Source organism: Marinomonas vaga, from assembly GCF_055388305.1.
Genome location: NZ_AP043903.1, coordinates 1,734,058 through 1,758,676, shown reverse-complemented (window position 1 = coordinate 1,758,676; position 24,619 = coordinate 1,734,058). Strand labels below are relative to the sequence as shown.

General features: G+C 48.6%; 17 protein-coding genes. 11 read left to right on the top strand and 6 right to left on the bottom strand.

Annotated elements, in window-relative coordinates; genetic code table 11:
* The first annotated feature begins 71 nt into the window (after positions 1–71).
* Both ACZ5DR_RS08105 and ACZ5DR_RS08100 read left to right on the top strand, forming a co-directional pair.
* The gene (locus ACZ5DR_RS08105; protein WP_377368741.1) at positions 72–2,795 is read left to right on the top strand and encodes a TonB-dependent receptor plug domain-containing protein; all 2,724 of its coding nucleotides are present in this window, start codon (positions 72–74) and stop codon (positions 2,793–2,795) included.
* Positions 2,796–2,848: 53 nt separating this feature from the next.
* Positions 2,849–5,695, top strand: coding sequence for a M16 family metallopeptidase (locus tag ACZ5DR_RS08100; RefSeq protein ID WP_377368742.1), 2,847 nt, complete (start codon positions 2,849–2,851; stop codon positions 5,693–5,695).
* Positions 5,696–5,768: 73 nt separating this feature from the next.
* Here ACZ5DR_RS08100 and ppk1 read toward each other — a convergent pair whose 3' ends face one another.
* Positions 5,769–8,018: a polyphosphate kinase 1 gene (gene ppk1 / locus ACZ5DR_RS08095; protein ID WP_377368744.1), complete on the bottom strand. Its 2,250-nt coding sequence runs from the start codon at positions 8,016–8,018 to the stop codon at positions 5,769–5,771.
* Between the two features lie 153 nt (positions 8,019–8,171).
* Positions 8,172–9,161: a porphobilinogen synthase gene (gene hemB, locus ACZ5DR_RS08090; protein ID WP_377368746.1), complete on the bottom strand. Its 990-nt coding sequence runs from the start codon at positions 9,159–9,161 to the stop codon at positions 8,172–8,174.
* A gap of 348 nt (positions 9,162–9,509) precedes the next feature.
* Between hemB and ACZ5DR_RS08085 the strand changes: the two genes are divergently transcribed.
* Complete coding sequence (locus tag ACZ5DR_RS08085) at positions 9,510–11,354, top strand: DUF3413 domain-containing protein (RefSeq protein WP_377368748.1); 1,845 nt, start codon at positions 9,510–9,512, stop codon at positions 11,352–11,354.
* A 37-nt stretch (positions 11,355–11,391) separates the two neighbouring features.
* Here ACZ5DR_RS08085 and ACZ5DR_RS08080 read toward each other — a convergent pair whose 3' ends face one another.
* Positions 11,392–12,555 (bottom strand): aminotransferase class I/II-fold pyridoxal phosphate-dependent enzyme, encoded by a 1,164-nt coding sequence (locus tag ACZ5DR_RS08080; protein ID WP_377368750.1) that lies wholly within the window; start codon positions 12,553–12,555, stop codon positions 11,392–11,394.
* Between the two features lie 167 nt (positions 12,556–12,722).
* On the opposite strand from ACZ5DR_RS08080, the gene dksA reads away from it, so the two are divergent.
* The 8 genes from dksA to pgi all read left to right on the top strand — a co-directional run bounded on the left by dksA (position 12,723) and on the right by pgi (position 21,387).
* Positions 12,723–13,157, top strand: a complete 435-nt coding sequence (gene dksA / locus ACZ5DR_RS08075; protein WP_377368752.1) for an RNA polymerase-binding protein DksA — start codon at positions 12,723–12,725, stop codon at positions 13,155–13,157.
* A 4-nt stretch (positions 13,158–13,161) separates the two neighbouring features.
* A complete protein-coding gene (gene gluQRS, locus ACZ5DR_RS08070) occupies positions 13,162–14,046 on the top strand; it encodes a tRNA glutamyl-Q(34) synthetase GluQRS (protein WP_377368754.1) in 885 nt (294 codons plus the stop codon).
* 66 nt (positions 14,047–14,112) lie between these two features.
* The gene (locus ACZ5DR_RS08065; RefSeq protein WP_377368756.1) at positions 14,113–15,549 is read left to right on the top strand and encodes a sigma-54 dependent transcriptional regulator; all 1,437 of its coding nucleotides are present in this window, start codon (positions 14,113–14,115) and stop codon (positions 15,547–15,549) included.
* Positions 15,550–16,096: 547 nt separating this feature from the next.
* Positions 16,097–17,527, top strand: a complete 1,431-nt coding sequence (gene pcnB / locus ACZ5DR_RS08060) for a polynucleotide adenylyltransferase PcnB (RefSeq protein ID WP_377368758.1) — start codon at positions 16,097–16,099, stop codon at positions 17,525–17,527.
* A 20-nt stretch (positions 17,528–17,547) separates the two neighbouring features.
* The gene (gene folK, locus ACZ5DR_RS08055) at positions 17,548–18,033 is read left to right on the top strand and encodes a 2-amino-4-hydroxy-6-hydroxymethyldihydropteridine diphosphokinase (RefSeq protein ID WP_377368760.1); all 486 of its coding nucleotides are present in this window, start codon (positions 17,548–17,550) and stop codon (positions 18,031–18,033) included.
* Positions 18,034–18,036: 3 nt separating this feature from the next.
* Positions 18,037–18,864: a 3-methyl-2-oxobutanoate hydroxymethyltransferase gene (gene panB / locus ACZ5DR_RS08050; RefSeq protein WP_377368762.1), complete on the top strand. Its 828-nt coding sequence runs from the start codon at positions 18,037–18,039 to the stop codon at positions 18,862–18,864.
* A complete protein-coding gene (gene panC / locus ACZ5DR_RS08045; RefSeq protein ID WP_377368764.1) occupies positions 18,861–19,712 on the top strand; it encodes a pantoate--beta-alanine ligase in 852 nt (283 codons plus the stop codon). The genes panB and panC overlap by 4 nt, the downstream gene beginning before the upstream one ends.
* Positions 19,713–19,740: 28 nt before the next feature.
* Entirely contained in the window at positions 19,741–21,387 is a 1,647-nt protein-coding gene (gene pgi, locus ACZ5DR_RS08040; protein WP_377368765.1) for a glucose-6-phosphate isomerase, read from the top strand.
* Positions 21,388–21,606: 219 nt separating this feature from the next.
* Here the strand turns inward: pgi and ACZ5DR_RS08035 are convergent, their stop codons facing one another.
* The 3 genes from ACZ5DR_RS08035 to ACZ5DR_RS08025 all read right to left on the bottom strand — a co-directional run bounded on the left by ACZ5DR_RS08035 (position 21,607) and on the right by ACZ5DR_RS08025 (position 24,495).
* Positions 21,607–22,338, bottom strand: a complete 732-nt coding sequence (locus ACZ5DR_RS08035) for an SDR family oxidoreductase (RefSeq protein ID WP_377368767.1) — start codon at positions 22,336–22,338, stop codon at positions 21,607–21,609.
* 236 nt (positions 22,339–22,574) lie between these two features.
* The gene (locus tag ACZ5DR_RS08030) at positions 22,575–23,138 is read right to left on the bottom strand and encodes an Lcl C-terminal domain-containing protein (RefSeq protein ID WP_377368768.1); all 564 of its coding nucleotides are present in this window, start codon (positions 23,136–23,138) and stop codon (positions 22,575–22,577) included.
* A gap of 1 nt (position 23,139) precedes the next feature.
* Positions 23,140–24,495 carry an Lcl C-terminal domain-containing protein gene (locus ACZ5DR_RS08025; protein WP_377368770.1) on the bottom strand — a complete coding sequence of 452 codons (1,356 nt, stop codon included), beginning with the start codon at positions 24,493–24,495 and terminating at the stop codon, positions 23,140–23,142.
* Between the last annotated feature and the right edge of the window lie 124 nt (positions 24,496–24,619).

Below are 24,619 nucleotides of genomic sequence, written 5' to 3'. Positions count from 1 at the left end.
AAAAATTTTTTGTCCCTTTTTCCATCACTCAATCGGTAACAGTAATAAGAACGATTATTACTGGAGATAACATGAATTTCGCTATTAACAAAATTGCGAAAGGACTCAAACTTCACCGCCAATGGATTCTGGCAAGCTCACTCACCCTATCTTGCACGGTACTGCTTGCATCCCAAGTGACTGAGCGCCACCAATACGACATAGAAGCCGGATCCTTGGCTTCAGCCCTAACGCAGTTTGCTAGCCAAACGGGAATTTACCTAAGCAGCCCGAGCGGATTGCTGGCTGGTAAAACGACGGCCGGTTATCAAGGGGAAGTGAGCGGCATCGAAGCCCTAGGGTTTCTATTGCAAGGCTCTAACCTGACGTTTCGCGAAACCGAAACGGGTGACCTAGTCATTATGGATAGCCAGACCCAAGAGGGGCTCATACTGTCACCACTATTGGTAGAAGCGACTGAGGAAAACACCGTCGGCCAAACCAGTATCAACCAAGACGAAATCAACACCATGGCAGGCGCCACGGGCTCTATGACCTCATTGCTTCGAGGTAATAGTAGCGTGCAATACAGTCGCTCCAGTAACCTGTCAGCGAATGCGGCCAGCTTGCGTCCTGAAGAAATCTCCATCCACGGGCAAGCCTCCTACCAAAACGCTTACTTAATTGATGGGGTCGGCACTAACAATGATCTCAACCCTGGAGACAACGAAGACTCTTTCTCCAACCCCATTACACCTACTAATCTTTCTATGCTCGGCGGTAGCTCCTCCCAAAGCTACTACGTTGATCCAGATGCCATCAGCAAGGTAACGGTTTACGATGTAAACGTTCCGGCACAATACGGTGGTTTCACCGGAGGTGTAGTGGACACTCAACTACTACGCTATCAAGGAGAAGATTACACGGCTATCAAGTATTCGATTTCTGGTAGCGACCTCAACAGCATGCATGTGGATGAAGAGACGAAAGAGGATTATGAAGATGGGGACGGCTATGACGGCAGCTACACTCCGGATTACATCAAACAACGTGTCTCCCTAACCAGTGTGGGCTCCATCAGCGAAAACCTGAGTGGCGGTATCATGGTATCCCGCTCCCAGTCTGACTTTGAACAAGTTTATAATGACAATGGGGGACGCGGCACTAAAACACCGATAGACTACACAGACCAAATCAACAATGTGATGGGACGCTTGGACTACTCAGCATCTGATCGCCTTGATTTAGGACTGTCTGCTCGGTACTCGGATCGTAACCACAACGGGATCACATCCACCTCCTATGACGCGCCTTTTACCAAGACCCACCAAGCGTACGGTTTAACTGGGGAGAGTGTTTACTATGGCACTTCCGGCAGCTTAACCACACAATTGAGCTTCGATCGTGCGTTTGATCAATTGGACTCAGAGTCTGCGCTCTACGCTTATCACCCAACGGAAAACTACACCGGAGACGATCAGTTTTCTGGCGGTTATGGGGATGTTCACCAGCAACAAGACACCACTAACTTTTCCACTCAATGGAAGCAAAACCCTATCCAATGGGGCGATACTTTCCATACCTTAACAACCGGTCTACAAGTCTCTCAGATCGACGCCTTTTATGAAGTAGAAGGGGACATTATCGGTGAGACTTACAGTTGTCTTAGCGGCTCAGCTTCTGCGGGCTGTGATGACAGTAACAACGACGGGGTCCATGACGAAAACGATGAATACCTGCGTAGTCGCTCCGTTCTGTCGGCAAACCGGTTTAACAAGACTTACCAAACCTATGGGGCGTTCTTAGAAGACAGCATCTCCACTGGTAACTGGACCTTTAACCTAGGCCTGCGTGCCGATTACGAAACGCTGCTGGAAAACGTTAACATCGCCCCGCGTTCGAGCGTGGTTTGGGATACCTTTGGCGATGAAAGTACCGTAGTGACCGCTGGTGCCAACCGCTATTACGGTCGCAGCTTCTTACGCTACGCCATCAATGACACCTTGCGCAGCTGGCGTACAGCGTACACCTACAACAGCTCAGGTGAACTCACCCGTACTAGCACTTACGCGGATCGATCCGTGTCAGACTTTGACCTAAAAACCCCTTACTCTGATGAGTTAAGCCTTGCTCTCGCACAAAAAATTGGCCCCATGAAAGCCACTTTAAAAGGCGTTTCCAGAGATTCCAAAGACGGTGTACAACGGGCACGTAATGACGACAACCAGTATTACTACACCAACACAGGTGTCAGCGAATATAAAAGCGTTTCGTTAGAACTAGAGACGTTAAAAGGGTTCCAAATAGGTCGTACGGTCACCCATCTGAAAACCTCTATTTCAGTACAAGAGTCTAAGTCGAATTCTCAATCGGATAACGCCTACGATGAGACCTTCAACGAAGACACCGTGTACTACAAGGGAGAGCTAGTCTATTCAGATGACTTGCCGTCTTGGGACTACAGTATCCCATTCAACTTCCGTTTCAGCACCACCACGGAAATACCTTCTTGGAATCTAATCTGGGGCAACAGCATCAACCTCCACGCAGGAGGCAAGGTGGCCACAGACAGCGGCGAAAACATTGATATCGGGGATGTCAGCTTCGATGTCTATGAAGACGTTAAATTTGATCGCTACGCCACCCTTGATACCAACTTCACCTGGACACCAAACATTGTCAGGGACTTAGACGGTTACCTACAAGTGGGCATCAACAACGTCTTTGACAAGGTCATTGATGTATCCACTAACGACAGTAACACCAGCTACACCGTTGGACGTTCCGTGTCACTAGAAGTGGGTATGCGTTTCTAACGCATACCCCGTTGACCTTCGCCCCGACTTTCATGATCTAGATAGAGAACGATATGCTCCACCTTTTGATATCGAAGCACCTATTCAAGGGATTCGTCACACTGACGCTTGCCTTATGGGGACTACACGCCACCGCCAACATGCTGGCAAACAAACACCCAGCCCCTTGGCAAGAAGCCGAAAAATTAGTGCGTCAAGGAGCCTTTGACTGGGATCCCCGTATCCTTCATGGCACCTTAGGGAATGGCATGAGTTATGTGTTTTTTGACTCCCGCCAAGACACCGAAACATCAGAGGCCACCAGTTTACAGATTCAGCTGATTGTTGAAGCGGGCGCCACCGACGAGAACACAGATCAACTTGGTGTCGCTCATATGGTGGAGCACATGTCGTTTCGTAGCACCCAACGCTATCCCAATGGTGCCCGGGCTGCCCTTGAGGCCCTCGGCCTCACTCAAGGGCGAAGCTTCAACGCCATGACCAATGCCGATGCCACCCGATACATGTTCACCCTGCCTGATAGCAAAGTGGATACGGCACAAAGCACCTTATCGATCCTAAAAGAGATGATGTTTGCGCCACTGATTAGCGCAACAGATTGGCGTACTGAGCAGCCGATTATTCTTGAAGAATGGCGTGGTGGCTTGAGTGCCCGAAAAAACATCAATGACCAGAAAAAAGCCATTATCCGAGTGGGTTCTGCTTATCCTGAACGCCCAGTCATCGGTACCCAAGACAGCATTACCCACACTCCCGTTAGCCGTATCAAAGACTTTCACAGGGACTGGTATGCACCGAATAACATGACCCTAGTCATGGTAGGTGCCATGGATCGAGCACAGGCTCAGAGCCTAATCGAAACTACCTTTTCCGACGTGCCGTTCAAAGCCTTACCCCTGCGCAAGCCTAAGGACCCAGAGCTAAAAGACGTCCTACATATTGATACCCTAACCGATCCAGAAAGCCGCCTGAATCGAATCGCCTATTTGTTCCGATTCCCTAAAATACCAAGAGACAACCTCGTTTCTCGACGGGATCAGCTTATTGCCTACCTTGGTAAAAAACTCTTGAGCCAGCAGATTCGACGCCAATCAGACGCCAATCCAGATTTTATTAGCCTTAACGCCGTCAAAGGCGAAGCCTCTCCTAACGTAGATCTAGTTGCTTTTGGCACCCTATACAATCCCGGCAATATGGCAAAGCAACTTGAAAATATGCTCACAGAAGTAGAACGAGTCCGTCGTTATGGTTTTTATCAAGACGACTTTGACAAGGCGCTTTTGGATGCCCGACAGACGGCCATCCGTAATATTGAAGCCGCAAAATCTCGGGGGGTATTCTGGCTGGCTAAGCTCAATACTGCCGCCACTAACAACACGCCATTACCCGACCCAAAATTGCATAATGAACTAGCCATCGCACTGTTAGAGACCATTGATCTGGAAGACGTTAATCAAATGGTTCGAGACTGGTTGTCTATGCCAGACCGGGTAGCGTATTTGCAAAAGGCCGGAGATAACCAGCATCCAGAGACCTTAAACACCAAGCTGGTGATAAACACCCTCAAGCAAGTGCAGGACAAACAACTGACCGCACCGGTAGCATTTGCCGCTATCCCGAGCAGGACCCTACACGCCCAGATCAATCACCAACCAGCGGAGCCACTATCGAGAGAAAGCACTGGTGTCAGCCAATGGCAATTAGCCAACGGCGAGCAACTCTGGCTAGTGGAAACACCGAGCGCAGGCAATCGGATTCGTTTTGAAGCCGTGCAGGATATTGGCTTCAACAATACCCTATTTGATCGAGCCTACACCCAAGTACTCATACAAATGATGTCAAACCAGCCTCCCAAAGGTTGGACGCCAGACGAATATGATCAATGGAAAAAAGACTTTGGTGTATCAGGAAGCTGGGACCAAAGCGAGCACCAGCGAACCTTTGCCGTGACCATAGACCAGCAGAAGCTGGCCGCCCAACTGGCCACTTATCAACAACTGCAAGCCATCTCAGGTATTTCCGAAGACGTTTACACAGGTTACATGGACACCTTAAGGCGTATGGATAACAGCCAGGTGGTCCGAGTATCGGAGCAGTTCCGAGAAACTTTCGCCGAATACAAATATGGTCAAAGTTTCACTCTAAAAAATGAACTCGATGGGATTCTAGGGGCTAAGCGCCAGACTTTATCACAGCAAGCGAAAGCCCTTAATAAACGCCCTGCTACCTATTTTGTGGCAGCGAAAAACGTAGAGCGCTTACTGCCTGTGTTCAATAAATACTTAGGCGTCATCCAGAAAGATCAGCACCTAAGTAATATTGCAGGGCCTACTCTTAAACCGCTTATGGAGCATAACGAGTTCACCTTGAATATTGCCCGTGAGCCCAGAGCCACCTACCGTTTAGAGGCGTTTACTCCCCTACAATGGAATCCGAACTACACGGTGATGATTCCGCACCTAGCCGATAAAATGAACGCCAAATTCAAGCAAGTACTCAGGGGGGAAAAACAAGGGGTTTACAGCATTCACTCTGACCTGCGTTACGATATGAGTCAGCAAGGGGTGGTCGCTTCGGTCAAATTCACCAGTGCACCAGAGCGCATTGAAGAGCTGAACCAGACAGCCCGAGACTTATTAACCACCTGGTATCAAGAGCTAGATCAACAATGGGTCACAGAGCAGCGCGGCTTCTTCATGACAGCACAAGGCCGCCGGGATGAGCTGATTGATACACGTTTGTATCGCCTAAAACTGAGTTTGGAAAAATTTGGCGACACCCGTTATTTAGAGCAAGCTGAGCACCTTGAAAAAGGCTTCACTCTAGACAACCTCACGACTCTAATGAACAGCCTGACTTGGCCTAGCCTCACCGTGGGTATAATGCTCCCGTCCAACTAAATCAGACACAAAAAAACCGCATGAGCACCTCATGCGGTTTCTGGTTTACTAACCCAAGTTCTATGGCTTTTCGCTAGCGTGCGTTATCCGCCAAGTCATTCAACAAGGCACGTTGGGCACTGCGGTACTCCCCTTTACGAGGCTTGGCCAATTGATAGGAGCCATCGCTTTGTAAAATCCAGCTTTGGGTATTGTCGTTAAGGTAATACTCCAACTCTTTTTTCACCCGACGGGCCAACTTAAAGTCTTGAATTGGGAAGGCCACTTCCACTCGGTTATTCAAGTTACGATCCATACCATCCGCACTGGATAAGTACACCAGTGGCGTACGGTTATTGTAGAAATAGTAGACTCGGGTGTGCTCCAAGAAACGACCGATCACACTGCGCACTCGAATATTAGACGATACCCCTTTGATCCCTGGACGTAGAGTACAAATACCACGGACAATCAGATCGATCTTCACCCCTGCTTGGGACGCTTTGTATAGGGCTTGTACCAAACGTTGTTCCGTCAAGGAGTTCACCTTGATGATGATGCGGGCAGGCTCCCCTTTGGCAGCGTTTTCCGCTTCTTTGGCGATCATTTCTAACAGGCGATCACGCAAGGTAAAAGGCGCGTGAAGCAGCTTCTTCACTTTTAGCTCTTTACTCATGCCAGTGAGCTGCTGGAATACCCGATGTACGTCGTCACCAATCTCTTTGTCACAGGTTAAGAAGCTGTAATCCGTGTACAGACGCGCGTTACCTGCGTGGTAGTTACCCGTGCCTAAGTGGACGTAACGGGTCAATTCAGCGGCTTCACGACGCACAATCAAGATCATCTTAGCGTGGGTTTTGTGGCGAACCACACCATAGACCACAATCGCACCCGCATCTTGCAAGCGACTTGCCAAGGCCAAGTTTTCCGCCTCATCAAAGCGGGCACGAAGCTCGATGACCACGGTGACCTCTTTACCATTTCGAGCGGCTTCTACTAGAGCATTGGCAATAGGTGAGCGCGCTCCCGTACGGTAAAGGGTTTGACGAATTGCCACCACATTGGGGTCTTTCGCTGCTTCGCTGAGCATATCAATGACCGGCGAAAAGCTTTCGAATGGGTGCATCAACAGGTAATCACGCTGGCGGATGGATTCGAAAATCCCCCCAGATTTCGCCAGTTTATTAGGTAAGCCCGGTGAGAAAGGCGCGTACATAAGACTTGGACGATCCACCAGCTCCAGTACAGCAAGCAATCGGCTTAGGTTCACAGGGCCATCGATGCGGTACAAGTCTTCATTCGAAAGATCAAACTGAGCCAGCAGGGAGTCCACGATATGAACCGGACAGTTGTCGGCGATTTCCAAACGCACTGAGCTACCGTAATGTCGACTTTGCAGCTCGGTACGTAAGGCACCCGCCAAATCCAAACCGATATCGTCGGAGTCCACTTCCAAATCTGCGTTACGGGTCAAACGAAACTGGAAACAGCCTTTAACCGTCATCCCTGGGAATAACTGATCCGCATGGGCGTGAATGATCGAAGATAAGAACACCATGTTGTCCCCCCCTTCACACACGTCGTCTGGTAGTTTTACCAAACGCGGCAAGGAGCTGGGGGCTGGCACGATGGCAAGGCCATTTTCACGGCCAAAGGCGTCTCTGCCTTCCAATTCAACAACGAAGTTAAAGGTTTTGTTGGCCAAGCGTGGGAACGGGTGCGCCGGGTCCAACCCGATAGGGCTGATAATCGGTAAGACATTATCGCGGAAGTAACGTTTCACCCAAGCGGCTTGCTTCTCACTCCATAGGGAGCGGCGAATAAAGCGGATATTTTCTTCAGCAAGCTTAGGGAAAATAATGTCGTTTAATATGCGGTACTGACGGCGAACCAGCTTATGGGCGTGCTCGCTGATCAGACTGAGCACCTTCTTCGGGTGCATGCCATCTGGGCCGTTTTTCTCACGGCTGTATTCGATTTGGCTTTTTAGCCCCGCCACACGGATCTCAAAGAACTCATCCATGTTTGAACTAAAAATACATAAGAACATTAGTCGGTTAAGCACAGGATGGTTTTCATCCATGGCTTGTTCTAACACCCGGGCGTTAAACTGAAGATGGCTAAGCTCCCGGTTGAAATACAGCTCAGGATCATTGATGTCGATGTCTTCTGGCAAACGCTCTTCTATGGCCAAACGACTTGGATCAATAGGCTGCTCAGGAATGGGCTCTAATACCAGTTCTTCTGCCGCTTCTGCGATCTGTTTTTTAACCTCGGCAGCGCTGACTTCAGACTCACTCGAAGCACGTGTGGATTGGGTATCTTGTAAAGGCTTGTCGGACATAATGTTAGCCAGCTCCATTCGGCGCCATTGTGTTGATAAATGCAGGCTTTGCCAAACAAAGCCTGCTTAAAAAATTACACGAACGCAGCCAATAGGTCACGGGCTCTTTGGTGTATTTTCAGTATCTAAACACCAATCCGAACCAAACCTAGCCTAACCTTTTAACAGTCGGGCTGCGTCTTTTGCAAAATACGTCAAAATCCCATCGGCACCGGCGCGTTTAAAAGCCAATAGGGACTCCATCATGACGGAATCCTTGTCTAACCAGCCGTTTTGAAACGCGGCCATTTGCATCGCGTATTCACCACTGACTTGGTAAGCATAGGTCGGTACGCCCAGTTCGCTTTTAACGCGGCGCACCACATCTAGGTACGGCATGCCTGGTTTCACCATGACCATGTCAGCACCTTCATCCAGATCCAAAAGAACCTCACGAATGGCCTCATCCGTATTCGCTGGGTCCATCTGGTAATTAAATTTATTGCCCTTACCTAGGTTGCCCGCTGAGCCCACGGCATCACGGAAGGGTCCATAGTAAGCCGAAGCATATTTTGCCGAGTAAGCCATGATACGAGTGTTAATATGGCCTTCCATTTCCAACTCATCACGGATCGCGCCAATGCGGCCATCCATCATGTCGGATGGTGCAATCACCTGAGCGCCAGCAGCGGCGTGGGATAAGGCTTGCTTCACCAGCACTTCAACGGTCACATCATTTAGAACGTAGCCGTCTTCATCAATGATGCCGTCTTGCCCGTGGGTCGTGAATGGATCCAGGGCCACATCTGTCATGACACCTAATTCAGGGAAGTGTTCACGTAACGCTCGTACGGCGCGCTGTGCCAAACCATCTGGATTGTAGGCTTCTTCTGCCAGTAAGGATTTTTTCTCTGTTCCCACCACTGGAAACAAAGCCACCATAGGAATCCCCAAATCCATCAGCTCTTGGGCTTCTTTTAATAGCAAATCGATGGAAACACGTTCAACACCTGGCATGGACGGCACAGGCTCACGGGTATTCGTCCCCTCGATCACAAACATTGGGTAAATAAGATCGTCAGCGCTCAAGCGATGCTCACGCATTAAACGGCGAGAGAAATCGTCTTTTCGCATGCGGCGCATACGTGTGATCGGAAAGGTCATATACCAGCTCCTTAATTTACGAGTCGTAAGCTATAAATAAATTATGACAAACATGTTACAAAAACAAAGTCTGTCATAGAAAACAAGGGAAAGCTCGTTAGTAACGACTTCCCTATTAATAAGAAGCCTACATTCTAGAGCAAATCAGGAGGGGAAAACTTGACCCTATTCAGGAAATTTATCGTAAACTTAAATCTCTTAGCCGTGATTTTGAGAACACCTCTTGAATACCCCCGCCTTTAAACAACCTCCCCACGCAAAACCGTTCTAAACTTTTGCCTTGAAAGTGCAGTATAATCACGCCTCACCAGATATTTGATAACGACCATTCGTGGATACCCCGTAACGATGAAAACAAGACCAATTACTCGATGGCAATGGGCAAAAATCAGCTTGCTGTTTGGTTTGTTCTATAGCTTGATTGCCTACCTCATTAGCAGCCAATACCTTGATTTCATCCATACATCCAGCTGGCTTGGCAAAGGCTATTTAACCCTCGCCTTTGTGGGCCAAATAGGCTTTCTCTGTTTGCTAGGAGCCTTGCTCAGTGCCCTTTTGAGCTTTTTGATCAAGCAACGACACTTAAATTACCTATTATTGTGGCTCGTTGGCAGCGCCACCTTAGTGCTGCTTTATACAGACACCCGCGTCTACGAACTTTACCGTTTTCATTTAGGAGGCTTTGTTTGGAGTCTGGTGTTTGGTGAAGGGGCCAGCCAGGTAGTGGAAGTGTCTTGGTACACCATCGCCTTTAGCGCCTTTATGATTGCCTTGATGGCTCTCGCCAGTGCCATCGCCCTATGGGCAAGCGTTCGCATAACCTTAGCAAAACGGTTAAAAGGCAGTCGCTGGCTGTTTTGTCTAACGGTTATTGGCAGTTTGTTGGGCGCAAACCTGATGCACATCTGGTATGACGCCCACGGTAATTCAGAAATCCGTGCCATGACGCGTCACATCCCTCTTTATCAGCCAGCAACTGCGGTGCGCTTTATGGCCGAACAAGGCTGGATCGATCCGCACACGGTGACGGAACGCCCTAGTCTTCATAATGTGGCAGGCAGTGAACTAAACTACCCCACTCAAGGACTTCCCTTAACAAGCGACAGCAAACCTAATATTTTGTTTGTAACAGTGGATGCTTGGCGTGGGGACAACTTTGACCCTGTCACAACGCCGTTTACCTACTCTTTGATAAACCAGCCTGATGCCTTGTACTTCACGGACCATCAAAGCGGCGGCAACGTCACCAAGGGCGGTATTTTTAGCCTCTTCTATGCTCTGCCTCCGACCTACTGGGATGCCTTCACGGCGGCTCAACGCCCACCTGTATTTTTCGACACCTTATTTGAAGCGGGTTATACCCCAGGTATTTTTGGCTCAAGCCCTCTTATTAATCCAAGTTTTCACCGCAATGTGTTCAGCAGCATTCCTAATCTGAAAACCCAAACGGAAGGGGAAACAGCTTATTTACGGGATGAGAAGATGGTCAGCAATCTCGTGAATTTCCTTGAGCAGGACAACAAAGAACCTTTTGTCAGCTTTGTCTTTTTCGACGCGGCCCATGGCTATGTAGTGCCGCCAGATTTTGAGCCTATTTTCCAGCCTTATTGGGAGCGAGTGGATCATGTTGCCCTTGGACCAGATTTTGATCCACTGCCCTACAAAAACCGTTACCGCACCGCGTTACGATTTGTGGACGATCAAATAAAAACCATTTACCAAACCCTAGAGCGCACGGGCAAGCTAGACAATACCATTGTGATTTTCACCTCTGACCATGGGGAAGAATTCAATGAAACAGGTAAAAACTACTGGGGACACGGAGGCAACTTCACCCAGAACCAAACCCATGTGCCGCTACTGATTCTGTGGCCGGGCAAACAGCAACAGCAGATAGACTATCGCACCAGTCACTATGACCTAGTCCCAACTTTGCTCACCGAAGCTTTAGGCGTACAAACACCTATGCATGATTACAGCAGCGGTCTCTCCCTATTTGATAGCACCGAGCGGGAGTGGCTTTTGATTCATAGTTACTTTAATTACGGCGTCGTTATGAAAGATCGCATCATTACGACTTTTCCAACGGGGCAGTTTGAAGTCACCGACACAAATCTCAATCCAACGGATAAAACCATGCCCGCCAACATCACTTTGGATGTTTTGAAAGAAGTTAGCCGCTTCTATAAATAGAAGCGGCTATAGTTTGAAGATTCAGCCTTAGAAACGACTAAGGGCGAGCGATGAATTGCGCAATACGATCCAGAGCCACTTCTAATCGCTCACAGTCACAGGTGTAAGCAAAACGCACATACTTATGGGCATCTCGGGCACCGAAATCCGCTCCCGGCGTCAACGCCACATAATATTCATCTAATAAGCCTAAACACCAAGCCATGGCATTGTCTGTCACCCCAGACACATCCACATAGACATAGAACGCCCCTTGGGGCTCAGAGGCAATAGGCAAACCTAACTTATTCAGCCCAGCAATCAGAGTCTCTCTGCGCTTAGCCAAGGTGGCTCGACGCCCTTCACATTCCGCCAAGACATCGTCTTCAAACGCTCGAATCGCAGCATATTGAGACACAGCCGGTGCTGAGATAAACAAGTTCTGCGCCAGTTTAGTGGCCCCTTCGATGGCCCATTCCGGAACGACAATCCAACCTAGACGCCAGCCGGTCATAGCAAAGTATTTTGAGAAGCTGTTAATCACAAAGATATCATCGCTGGCACTCAGAGCGGTGAAGTCTTCCCCGTCAAACACCAGCCCTTGGTAAATCTCGTCTACTAATAAATGCCCACCGCGCTGACTTACCGCCTCCCAAGCTTGTGCCACATAAGCCTGGCTTAATACGGAGCCAGTGGGATTTGCAGGGGATGCCAGCCACATACCAGCCGTATTATCGTCCCAATGGTCATTCAAATTAGCCAGTGGAATCTCGAAGTTATCTTCTGTGCGGCAAGGCACCATGCGCGCCTTCGCCCCAACTTGAGCTAAAAAGTTGCGGTTACAGGGGTAACATGGGTCTGGCATTAATACCTCTTGCCCAGAGTTCACCATTAAAGAACTCAATAACAACAACGCACCGGATGCCCCCGGAGTGACCAGAATGCGCTCCGCAGCCACCTCTACGCCATAACGTTGTTGATAAAAACGACTAATAGCTTGACGCAGTTCAGGCAAACCTGCGGCAGAGGTGTAGCCCGTCTTCCCTGCGGCAATGGCGGCTTCACCCGCTCGGTTAACCGCCTCTGGGGCAACGAAATCCGGCTCCCCGACTTCTAGGTGAATCACATCTTCCCCTAGCCCTTGATAACGCTTTGCTCGCTCCATCACCGCCATAACTTGGAAGGGTGCAATATCGGCCACTCGGTTTGCTAATTTCTGCATGATATATCGTGAAGTCCTGAGATCTGGTTGAGAAAGAATGCACTTTTAGTTAAAAAAAAGTGGTTCTGGCGTACATTATCTGATAACTTTCCGCCCGAAAATTTAAACCACGTTAACTTAATGTAAACAGGTTACCACAAGGAACACCTGGGAAGTGAGGCAACGCTATGCCAAATCAGAATCCTGAATCATTAATGAAAGACTTTACTCCTTACGTTGCGGCGGAAGGGGAAGAGTACATGAACGAACAACAGTTGGCGCATTTCAAAAGCATCCTTCTCAACTGGAAACAGAACTTAATGGAAGAGGTTGACCGCACGGTTCATCACCTTCAAGAAGAAGCTGTAAACTACGCAGATCCTAATGATCGTGCGAGCCAAGAAGAAGAATTTAGCTTAGAGCTGCGTGCACGTGACCGTGAACGTAAACTGGTTAAAAAGATTAATCAAACCATCGAACGCATTAACGATGACGACTACGGCTACTGTGACGAATGTGGCATCGAAATCGGCATCCGTCGTCTAGAGGCTCGTCCAACAGCGACTATGTGTATCGATTGTAAGACACTTGCGGAAATCAAAGAAAAGCAAGTTCGCAACTAATATTATGGCTCAATCGTATCGGGGCCGGTTTGCACCTTCGCCAACTGGCCCGTTACATTTTGGCTCATTATTAAGTGCTCTAGCCAGCTACTTGGATGCCAGAGCGAATGCTGGCACTTGGCTTGTTCGCCTAGAAGATGTGGACGGCACCCGCTGCGCCCCAGAAAATCACGCCTCGATAATCCACACTCTCGAAAGCTATCACCTCATTTCCGATGAGGAAATCCTCATTCAATCTGACCGCACTGACCTTTACGAACACTACCTTGATCAATTACGAGCACAACAACAGGTCTACCCCTGTAACTGTACCCGCGCAGATCTAAAGGCGTTTGGCGGCCTTCACTCTAAACGCTGCGACAGTAGCACTGATAAACCTCACTCTTGGCGCGCCCAATGTGATCAAGGGCAATACCAATACCTAGACCCCATTCAAGGCACGCAAACCTTTGACTTAGCTTTGGACCGTAATCATCCAGTGTTAAAGCGCAAGGACGACTATTTTTCCTACCAACTGGCCGTGGTGGTAGATGACCATCTGCAAAACATCACAGATATTGTGCGAGGGGCTGACTTACTGGACACCACTGGTCAGCAACTGTGGCTCTATGATCAGTTCGGCTGGCAAGCACCGTCCCTTTGCCACCTGCCTCTTATTGTGAACAGCGTAGGTGACAAGATAAGCAAACAAAATCACGCGAAAGCGATTGCCAACGGCGACCTCGCCACCTTAAAAGCCGCTCTAAGCTATCTCGGTTATCCAAACATTCCTTCTGCATTAGTAACCATCGAGACTTTATTAAAGTGGGCCGTCACACATTGGTCACGCACCTTACCTAAGGCAGGCAACCTCCCTCTCGCCCCAGAAGACCAACACTTCATCCAATAAAGTCCCTTGCACACTGCACGCCTGATCTGTGTATAATCGTTACACCCAGTTACAAGAGGTGACATCATGTACCATGTCATGCTGATCTGCGCTGACAATTCGCCCTTAAAAGAAGTAGATCGATGGTTAAGTCGAAATGGCTTTCACGTCAACGTTAGCCTGAGCCTAGAGCAAGCAAACAAGCACTACGAGCTGACCGACTTCGAGATTCTATTAATCGATGCAGAGCAAGCAAACGATGAAGCCTTAAGTAAGATCCATGACCTGCCTTACATCATCTTTGATCAACGGCCAAGCTTAAATGCCGCCATCGAATACATGGCGAAAGGGGCCAATTACTTTATCCCCTTGCCCACGGATCCAGACACTGTACTGGCGCAAGTTATTGAGGTACTGGAGAAACAACAAACTCGCTCATCAGACGTTACCAGCGCCCCAGAAATCGAGTCCACAACCGCTAATATCAGCCTCTTTTCACAACCCGAAAAACTGGATAACCATCCGGCTTTAGGTTCGCCAGAAAGCGGCATTATCGGCGATAGTCCGGCCATGCACATACTGTTTGACGAGCTAAAGAAAGTCGCCAGAACCGATGCAACCGTCCTCATTCACGGTGAATCCGGTACCGGTAAGGAGCTGGTTGCTAAGTCCATACATGGCCTATCCAAACGTAAAGCAGAAGCTTTAATTAGCGTAAACTGTGCCGCTATCCCCGAAAACCTAATCGAATCAGAGTTGTTTGGTCATGAAAAAGGTGCCTTTACTGGCGCAGTGTCAGCACGGGACGGTCTCATTGTCGCCGCAGACCATGGCACACTCTTTCTCGATGAGATCGGTGAGCTGCCCCTAGAAGCCCAAGCGCGGCTACTAAGGGTATTACAGGAAGGGGAGATTCGCCGTGTGGGCGCAGTAACATCCACCAAGGTCAATATTCGACTGGTCACCGCTACCCACAGAAACCTGCTGCAGATGGTCAAAAACGGCATGTTCCGGGAAGACTTATACTACCGACTCTATGTCATGGAGCTATCCGTGCCGCCCCTAAGAGCGCGCGGAGATGACATATCCGCCATTGCTAAGATACTGCTAGAAAAGGCCTGCACCAAGCACGACAAGCCTCTCCCCCAATACACCAAGACCTTTGAGAAGGCGATCCTAAGTCACCCTTGGCCGGGTAATGTGCGGGAACTGGAGAATGCGATTGAACGGGCGGTAATCCTCAGTCCAGACGGCAAGCTTGAAGCACACAACCTCAAACTTAAAACCAAAGAAAGCTTGCCTGAGACACAAACCGGCACAATCACAGCGCCTACCAAGAGCTCAAATAGCGTTCCAGAATTCAATATTGAAGGCACCACCCTAGACGATTACTTCAAACATTTCGTCAAGACGCACCAACATAAGATGACCGAAACCCAGCTCGCACAGTCTCTGGGCATATCCCGTAAAAGTTTATGGGAAAGAAGGCAGAAACTTGGCGTGCCCAGAAAAGTAACAGAATAAAAGTAACAAGTGATACCAAAATGCACACCAAAAGAGATGCAAATTGTAAAAAAAGTGCACAGCTTTTATGAAAAATCCTTACTTTTCAGCATTTTGAAAAATATGGCACAACAAATGCCTTATATATGGCACAACGATAACAAGATTGACCATAATAAAAATAAGTTAATCATTGTAAGACGTTCCTGAAAATAAAAATAACACCAAGGAACACCGCAGCCTCTTCAAATAAAAATAAAAATTTGAGGCTGTGGATGGAAAAATCGCTTTGGATAATTGATTTTTTTAGATATGCCAGCCGTAAGGCGATGAAGACATTGCAATAATAAAAATAAAACTTGAGTAGAACTGCAGAAGCAGCACCAACTTTGTTTTCGGAACTAGTATCTTCATGTATCCAAAGCGATTATTTTATTTCGCTCCTCGTAGTACCCTTATCCCCCTATCTCAGTAACATCTTTACACCATCTTAACTCTTTATCGTGTAACTTCTACTCAGCCCGTGTAGAATAGCGTAACTCATTAACTACTAAAATTTAGTCACAGAATGCTTGCAGGTTTTAAGTCTTTGGTTCGTAAAGCGACGTCTCTATTTGGCTCAGAAGAGTCTCCACAATACCCACTTGAGATAGCACGAGACAATCACTCGTTCTCGAGAAAAAGCGTAAGCCCTAGCGCACTCAAAGTCCTCTATCGACTCAGTGATGCTGGCTTCGACGCCTTTCTAGTGGGTGGCTGTATCCGCGACAACCTAATTGGGCTAACCCCAAAAGACTTTGATGTGGTCACCAATGCCACACCAGAAGAAGTTCACGACTTATTTTCAAACTCTCGCTTGATTGGCCGTCGCTTTAAGCTTGTACACGTTACTTTTGGTCGAGAGATCATCGAAGTGTCCACCTTCCGCGCCAACACGGCTAGCCAAGAAAAGCCCGTAGAACAAGACGGTCGCAAATCCCTAAAAGGCAAAGACACCGCTCGCTCTACCCACGGCATCATACTGCGTGATAACGTTTACGGCTCCATCGATGAAGATGCTGAGCGCCGAGATTTCACCTTCAACGCTCTGTATTACAACATCAAAGACTTCTCGATCCATGACTATTGCGGTGGCTTGGCAGACATTGAAAAACGCCAGATCCGCATCATTGGAGATCCTCGCCAGCGTTACCAAGAAGACCCGGTACGCATGTTGCGCGCCATTCGCTTTGCAGCAAAGCTAGACTTCACCATCGAAGAAACCACCGCGGCACCGATTAAAGACATGGCTCACCTACTGGACCATATTCCTCCAGCACGTTTATTCGAAGAAGTTCTCAAGTTACTTGGCAGCGGCAACGGCGTCACCACCTTCAAATTGCTGCGTGAGTACGGTCTGTTTAAATACCTTTTCCCAGACACGGATGCCCTATTGCAAAGTGGCTGGCAACGTAAAGACATTCAACCTGAAGCCTTTATTACTCAAGGTTTAATCAACACTGATGCGCGCATTCAAGATGGCAAGAGCACTGCGCCTTACTTTTTATACGCTATTTTACTTTGGCCAAGCGTGGCATTGCGCCACGAAGAGTTCGAAAAGCAAGGCCTACCGCTGATGCCAGCGCTCCACCAGGCCGCCTCTATGGTGCTAGACAACCAAGTGGCCTCCACAGCCATCCCACGCCGCTTTTCTACACCTATGCGCGAGATCTGGGATTTACAATTCCGTTTACCTAAGCGTTACGGCAAACGTGCCTTTACCCTATTGCAACATCCACGTTTTAGGGCTGCTTTCGACTTTTTATTAATCCGCGAACAAAGTGGCACTGAGCTAGATGGACTAGGCCAATGGTGGACAGACTTCCAACAAGCTCCTGAGAATCAGCAGCGCGACTTGATCCATAAAGCCGATCCACGCAGTCAATCGACCGATGGCCCAAAACCGAAAAAGCGCCGTCCACGTCGTCGTAAAAACAACGCTAAACGCACAGAAGAATAATGACCAACTAAGGGCTATCTATGAATCAGGTATACATTGGTTTAGGCAGCAACCTTGAGAATCCGCTTGCACAACTTAAAAGCGCCATAGAGCACCTGAGTGGGCACGCTGAAATTCATCATTTAAAGGTGTCTAGCCTGTATGGCAGCAAACCAGTAGGCCCCCAGGACCAACCTGATTACGTCAATGCTGTCGCCTACTTTTATACCCCTCTGGATGGCATTGAGACACTTGACCTACTACAAAGTATTGAACAAGCCCATCGCCGGATTCGCGAGCGTCATTGGGGGCCACGCACCCTAGACTTGGACATCCTGTTATTTAACGATGCACCGATCGACCTACCGCGACTCACTGTGCCACACCCATTTATGCTAGAACGCGGGTTCGTGATCCGTCCCCTGCTTGATCTAGCCCCAACGCTGCTCCTACATAACGGCAAAACCGTTGCAGAGCATGTACGTCAACTTGATACCAGTGACTTGGTATTAATCGAAGAAGAGTAAGCCATGTACTCAGATACGACAGCCCAAAAACCGACTCGCCCTATTACCCTTTCCAAGCTGCAACAAATGAAGCAGAACGGCGAGAAGTTCACCTGTTTAACCTGCTACGACGCCACCTTTACCCATGCCATGAACAATGCTGGCATCGAAACCATCTTGGTAGGCGACTCCTTAGGGATGGTTGTGCAAGGTCAAGACAGCACACTCCCAGTCACCATCGACGAAATGTGCTATCACACCGCCGCAGTCAAGCGTGGTAACAGCCATGCCTTTATCCTGACTGACATGCCCTTTATGAGCTACAGCACCCCAACACAAGCCCTAGAGAACGCTGCCAAGCTCATGCAAGCAGGCGCCAACATGGTGAAACTCGAAGGCGGAAGCTGGCTAGCGGATACGGTGCGCTTATTATCTGAGCGCGGCATCCCAGTGTGTGCTCACCTTGGCTTAACCCCTCAAGCAGTCCATAAGCTAGGTGGCTATAAAGTACAAGGAAAAGACAAAGAAGCAGCAGACCTGATCCTAGCGGAGTCGTTAGAATTGGTGGCAGCGGGAGCGGACATTCTGCTTTACGAATGCATCCCTAGCGAACTGGGCAAATCCCTCACAGAAGCGGTTCCAGTGCCTGTAATCGGTATTGGCGCGGGGGCAGACACAGACGCCCAAGTCTTAGTGATGCATGACATGCTGGGCATCAACATGGGCCGCCCAGCCAAATTCGTTAAAAACTTTTTAACCGATGGCCGTTCCATTGAAGAAGCCTTCGCGGCCTACGTCAGCGAAGTGAAAAACGGTACATTCCCAGCAGCAGAGCACACGTTTAACGCATGAAAACATTCCACTCCATTGCCGAGCTGCGTACAGCTCTAAAAATTGAACGCCTACAAGATAAGCGCATTGCTTTTGTCCCCACCATGGGCAATCTTCACGATGGTCATATGGAATTGATTCGTCGGGCACGCAAAGAAGGCGACGTTGTCGTAGCCTCCATCTTTGTTAACCCTATGCAGTTCTCTGCTAACGAAGACTTGGAGCGTTACCCACGCACTCTTAAAGAAGACCAAGCACTGCTGGAACACAACACCTGTGACTACCTATTTGCCCCATCTGCATCAGAAATGTACCCAGACGGCAAACGTAGCCAAACCCAAATCGAAGTCACTGGCCTATCAGATATTTTATGCGGTGCATCACGCCCGGGACACTTTGTGGGTGTTGCGACTGTGGTCACAAAACTATTTAATGTGGTAATGCCTGACTGTGCGATTTTTGGTAACAAAGATTATCAACAATTAAAAGTCATTGAAGACATGACCCGCGATCTTAGCTCCAATGTTGAGATCATTGGTGTCGACATTGCCCGTGCTGAGTCAGGGCTTGCCCTCAGCTCACGCAACGGCTACCTAAGCGATGACGAACGAAGCATCGCACCCACGATTTACCAAACCCTTTTATGGGCGAAAGAACAGCTCCTAGAAGGTCGCGCTAGCCACGCAGATATCCGCGAACAAGCTCAACAGAAGCTTGAAGCGGTAGGGTTCAAACGTGACTACTTTGAAATTCGCGCGCAACATAACTTACTAACACCGTCAGAGGAAGAGAAGCAGCTAGTCATACTGGTTGCCGCCTACTTAGGCAAAGCTCGACTAATCGATAATATTACCGTCGAGCTACCATAACTCTTATACTCAACCTAGGGAGATTGTCATGAGCTCACCCACGCAACTGCCCGCTTGGCAAGCACTTGCACAGCATCAGAAAGACATGTCAGAGACCAAAATCGCTGACCTATTTCAAGCGGATGCCTCACGTGCCGAGTCTTTCAAAGCCACCGCTGCAGGCTGGTCATTAGATTACTCAAAAAACCGAGCATCTGATGACACCATGAAGCTATTGCTCGAACTTGTAGAGCAAGCAGGCATGTCAAATGCCATCCAAGGCATGTTCAACGGCGATCACATCAATAACACTGAAAATCGCTCCGTTCTTCACATTGCTCTGCGTGCCAGCAAAGCTCAAGACACCCTAATGGTCGATGGCGTAAACGTGCTCGACGAAGTACGCAGCACCCTAAGCCAGATGGAATCCTTTGTTGCTCAACTGCACAGTGGCGAGTGGCGTGGTTACACGGACAAACAAATCACCGACGTGGTGTCCATTGGTATCGGTGGCTCTTACCTAGGCCCTAAAGTGGTGGCAGAAGCCCTGACACCCTACAAAAAAGACGGCATCAAGGTGCACTTCATTGCCAACATAGATGGCTCTGACATCACCGAAAAGCTTAAGCTACTGGACGCGGAAACCACTGTTTTCATCGTTTCGTCTAAGTCTTTTGGCACCCTAGAAACCCTGTACAACGCTAACGCGGCCCGAGCTTGGTGTATTGAACAAGGCGTCCCTGATGCGGACATCAAAAAGCACTTTGCCGCCGTCAGCTCCAACGTCAAAAAAGCCGTAGATTTCGGCATGGCTGAAGAAAACATCTTCCCAATGTGGGACTGGGTGGGTGGTCGCTATTCCTTGTGGTCAGCTATTGGCTTACCCGTTGCCGTTGCCGTAGGCATGGACAACTTCTATGAGCTACTTGATGGCGCACACGCCATGGATGAGCACTTCAAAAACACCCCATTTGAGCAGAACCTACCCGTGATTATGGGCGCCTTAGGTGTGTGGTACAGCAACTTCCATAATGCTCAAACCCACGCCCTAATCCCTTATGATCATTACCTACGTGCTATGCCAGCTCACATTCAACAGCTGGATATGGAAAGTAACGGTAAAGCGAATTTGCTGAACGGCGCTGGCGTTGAAACGGATACCGGCCCAATCATCTGGGGTGGCGCAGGCACAAACGGCCAGCACGCCTACCACCAGCTGCTACATCAAGGCACACGCCTTGTACCAGTGGACTTTATTGCACCGCTGAAAACCCACAACCCAGTGGCGGATCACCATGCACAACTTTTCGCTAACTGCTTGAGCCAATCTCAAGCCTTAATGGTCGGCAAAACCTTAGAACAAGCAGAGCAAGAATTGCGTCAAGCAGGCGCTAGCGAAGCGGACGTGGCTGCCATTGCACCACACAAGGTGATTCCAGGTAACCGTCCAAGCAACACCCTATTGACCGAGCAATTGACCCCATTCACCACTGGCTCCTTGATCGCACTGTACGAGCACCGTACCTTCGTCCAAGGCACCATCTGGGGCATCAACTCCTTCGACCAATGGGGCGTAGAGCTAGGCAAAGTACTGGGTACAGACATCTACAACCGCCTAGTCAGCGACTCTGACAACAGCGCATTAGATGCTTCGACTCAAGCCCTGATTGCAGCATTCAAAGACGCTCAAGCCTAATTGCTAACAGCGCTCTCAGCCCAATAAAAACACCAGCCTAGGCTGGTGTTTTTTATGTCTTCAGAGAAATTAGGTGAACCACCTCATTGCCGATTAGCCCCTTTGTGGGATCGGATTACATCCGCGACGGGCGGCTGGGAATCAGATGCCAGATCCGCTTGTGGCACGGAGCACGCACCCTATTGTCGGGCTGAAAATATTCAGCGCTACAAAGCTCCCTTACAAATCAAAATTCGTTGGCATCACCACCACATCACGGATGGTCATACCCCGAGGGCGGGTCAGCATAAAGATAATGATTTCTCCGATCTCAACCGGATCAATTAAACTGCCAGAGACTTTGGCTTCCGCCAACTTATCTTCAGGCCAATCCGATAACAAAGCCGTGATCACAGGCCCAGGGGACACAGAACCCACACGCAGGCCATCTTTGAAAACCTGACGGCGGGTCGTTTGCACAAAGCAGTCAATCGCCCACTTAGACGACGCATACACAGGCTCCCAAGGGGTCGGATAATGGGCTGCTAGAGAGCTGGTTACCACAATATCTCCGGTCTTGCGGGGACTCATATGCTTGATTACGTCACGAACGTTTTTCATCACCACGTTTACATTTAACTGCAACATACGGTCGATGGCATCCGGATCCGCGTCTACCAAATCCCCACCCACATACAAACCAGCATTGGCATGGAAGATATCTAATGTGCCCCCTGTGAGAGCTAAAATCTCACCCACTAACGCCTTACAAGCCTGAGTGTCCAACAAATCAATCACAAGAGGTTTAGCCCTGTCAGGATAGCCTTGGCAGACCTTATCTAGGGCTGCAGCGTCACGATCAACCAATACAACCGTCGCGCCTTCGTCGAGCATCGCCTTAGCGCTCGCCCAACCTATCCCTGAAGCGGCACCGGTTACCGCGGCAAATTTACCTTGAATCTGTCCTGCCATAACGCCCTCTTTATCTTTGTTGTTAGATGGAATAGACACCATTATCCACCTTAAACCACAACAAACATTGTACTTTTTTGGCAAGAAGTCATGTTTTTATGCGCCAAGCCACACATTGTGGGAGCGGATTACATCCGCGACGGGAGGCTGGGAATCAGCTTAGATTTCTCATTGCTATAAAGACTGCTGGCCTTGTCGCTGGAAGGATTCAGCGGCCAATAAAGCCGTAAAATTACTCACTGAGCATTACGGACAAGGCGGACGTGTGAACTAGATGTCGCACCAGAGCCACTAGAGTTCACTCCGTATGGATACAGGGCCCCTTGAGCCGTTGTTATTAACCACAACCAAATCTCACCAGTTTCGCGGTAAGAACGTGGCGTATTGGAGAAAACATAGCCACTTCCAGGAACATTTGGAAATACCTCTTCATTAAATGCAGGTTGACGACATTGCTCCTCCACCGTAGTACGGAGCTCTTTAATATTTGGCAATCGCCAATTGTCATAACCCGCAAACATAGCTGTATTTGCATCATCAACCAGGGTAGTTGCCCCAGTGAATGTCACACTAGCAACGGAGCCAGAGGTACAATCAGTACCAGACAATCCTTCAAGACACATTTTCCACATAAGCCCTGTTGTGGTATCAGTTACCACCTCACGTGAAGTATCCACTATGTAATTGGAGGTTGGGGCAGTCTCAGCAATGATCGCACGCTTACTTGAACACTCAGCAAACACGGAAATGCTAGTAAACAACAAGAATGAGCTACCAAGAAATACCTTAAGACGAATCATATCAGCCAGCATCCCTCACTAAAATTATGCCATACACTGTTGATTTAGTTTGTGGCTCAACCATCCCTGTCTCCTTCCCTCTTGTTGTGCTACTGGTATCTCTAAACACAACCGACCAAGCCCTATCATCTGAGTCAGGGTCATTGTAGGGAGACCGAGTCCAAAATTTAGAACGAACAACGGAGTCATCCTTTGGAAAAAAGCTTTCTTCCAAAGCATCTATAGTCAGAGTTGGAACGATCGAGCGATAATAAACAATACTCATTAGCTCATTGGTGGATGGTAAACGCCAGTCATTGTAACCGCATAAACCCACTTCATTAACACGATTCATAAAGTAGTGAGCATTACAGTTAGTTGAAGTCGTACTTACCGTGTAGCCGTAACAAGAATTCGGCGTAGTACCTTCCGGTGAACCAGAAGATACTCCACTACCAATTTCAGGTATTGCACCACTATTTACTAGGGTTTGATAGTTTGAGTGACTGTTATCAAAGTACCAAGTAAAGCCATCATCAGCGTCATGAAGACTTTCTCCCAAGGTACCGTTACCATTTTTTTTCGTTTCCCACATCAACCCAGTAACGTTGTCTAATACACAGTCCCAATCCTCAACAGAAGATTTCAACTTGCGACCCGTGGAGTCAATTTTAGTAAAGCTAAAACCTGCAATACCATCTGTATCAGCATTAGCTTGATCATCGTTATCTCGGCCATAACTACAGTCCTGGTAATCTGCATTTAAACTTCCAGGAGAAGCGCATGTGTCGTCGTGGCTAGTCGTTGTGAGAGAGTAAGTCGCTCCGGTGTCATTTAACTCACGAGTACTTGTGAACTGAGTAAGATCCAACCCATTAGAATTCGGGGTGACAGCTTTAACAGGCCCAACATCCGTAGTTAACGGATCTGCTCCTGCCAAGGCCGATGCAGAGCCGCTATTTGCAACTACTGCAAAATAGTACAAAACATCATTGCTTAAGCCAGTTACAGTGTAAGTAGTATCGGTAGTTGGCGATACTGTAGCTTTGTTAATTGTTCCTAAGTCCGTGCTATCTGTAATTTCAGACGTTGAATAATAAACATCATAAGACTCAGCGTTTAGCACTGTATTCCAGTTCAGTCTTACTGCATTACTGCCAGCAATAGCAACCAGTGAAACAACCGGATGCAAGGTTGTATCCACTGTCTCTGAATCTGTATCACTGTCAGAATCGCCTCCCGTATCCGAGCCACTCCCAGAATCTTCCCCCGAGCTTCCATCAGTTGATCCACTTGTTTGCCCCTCCAATGGATCCTCTGGCACGCCACAGCTGGCCAAAAAGACTACGCACAGTAATGAAAGGATCAGTCGGTTCATGATGATAATAAGCATTCTATTAGAAATTAAGGATAGTCAGTTTTTCGGCCAAGCTGACAAAATCTTGACCTAAAACACAGACAAAAAAAACGCCAAGAAGTTTTCTCCTTGGCGTTTTTGTCCT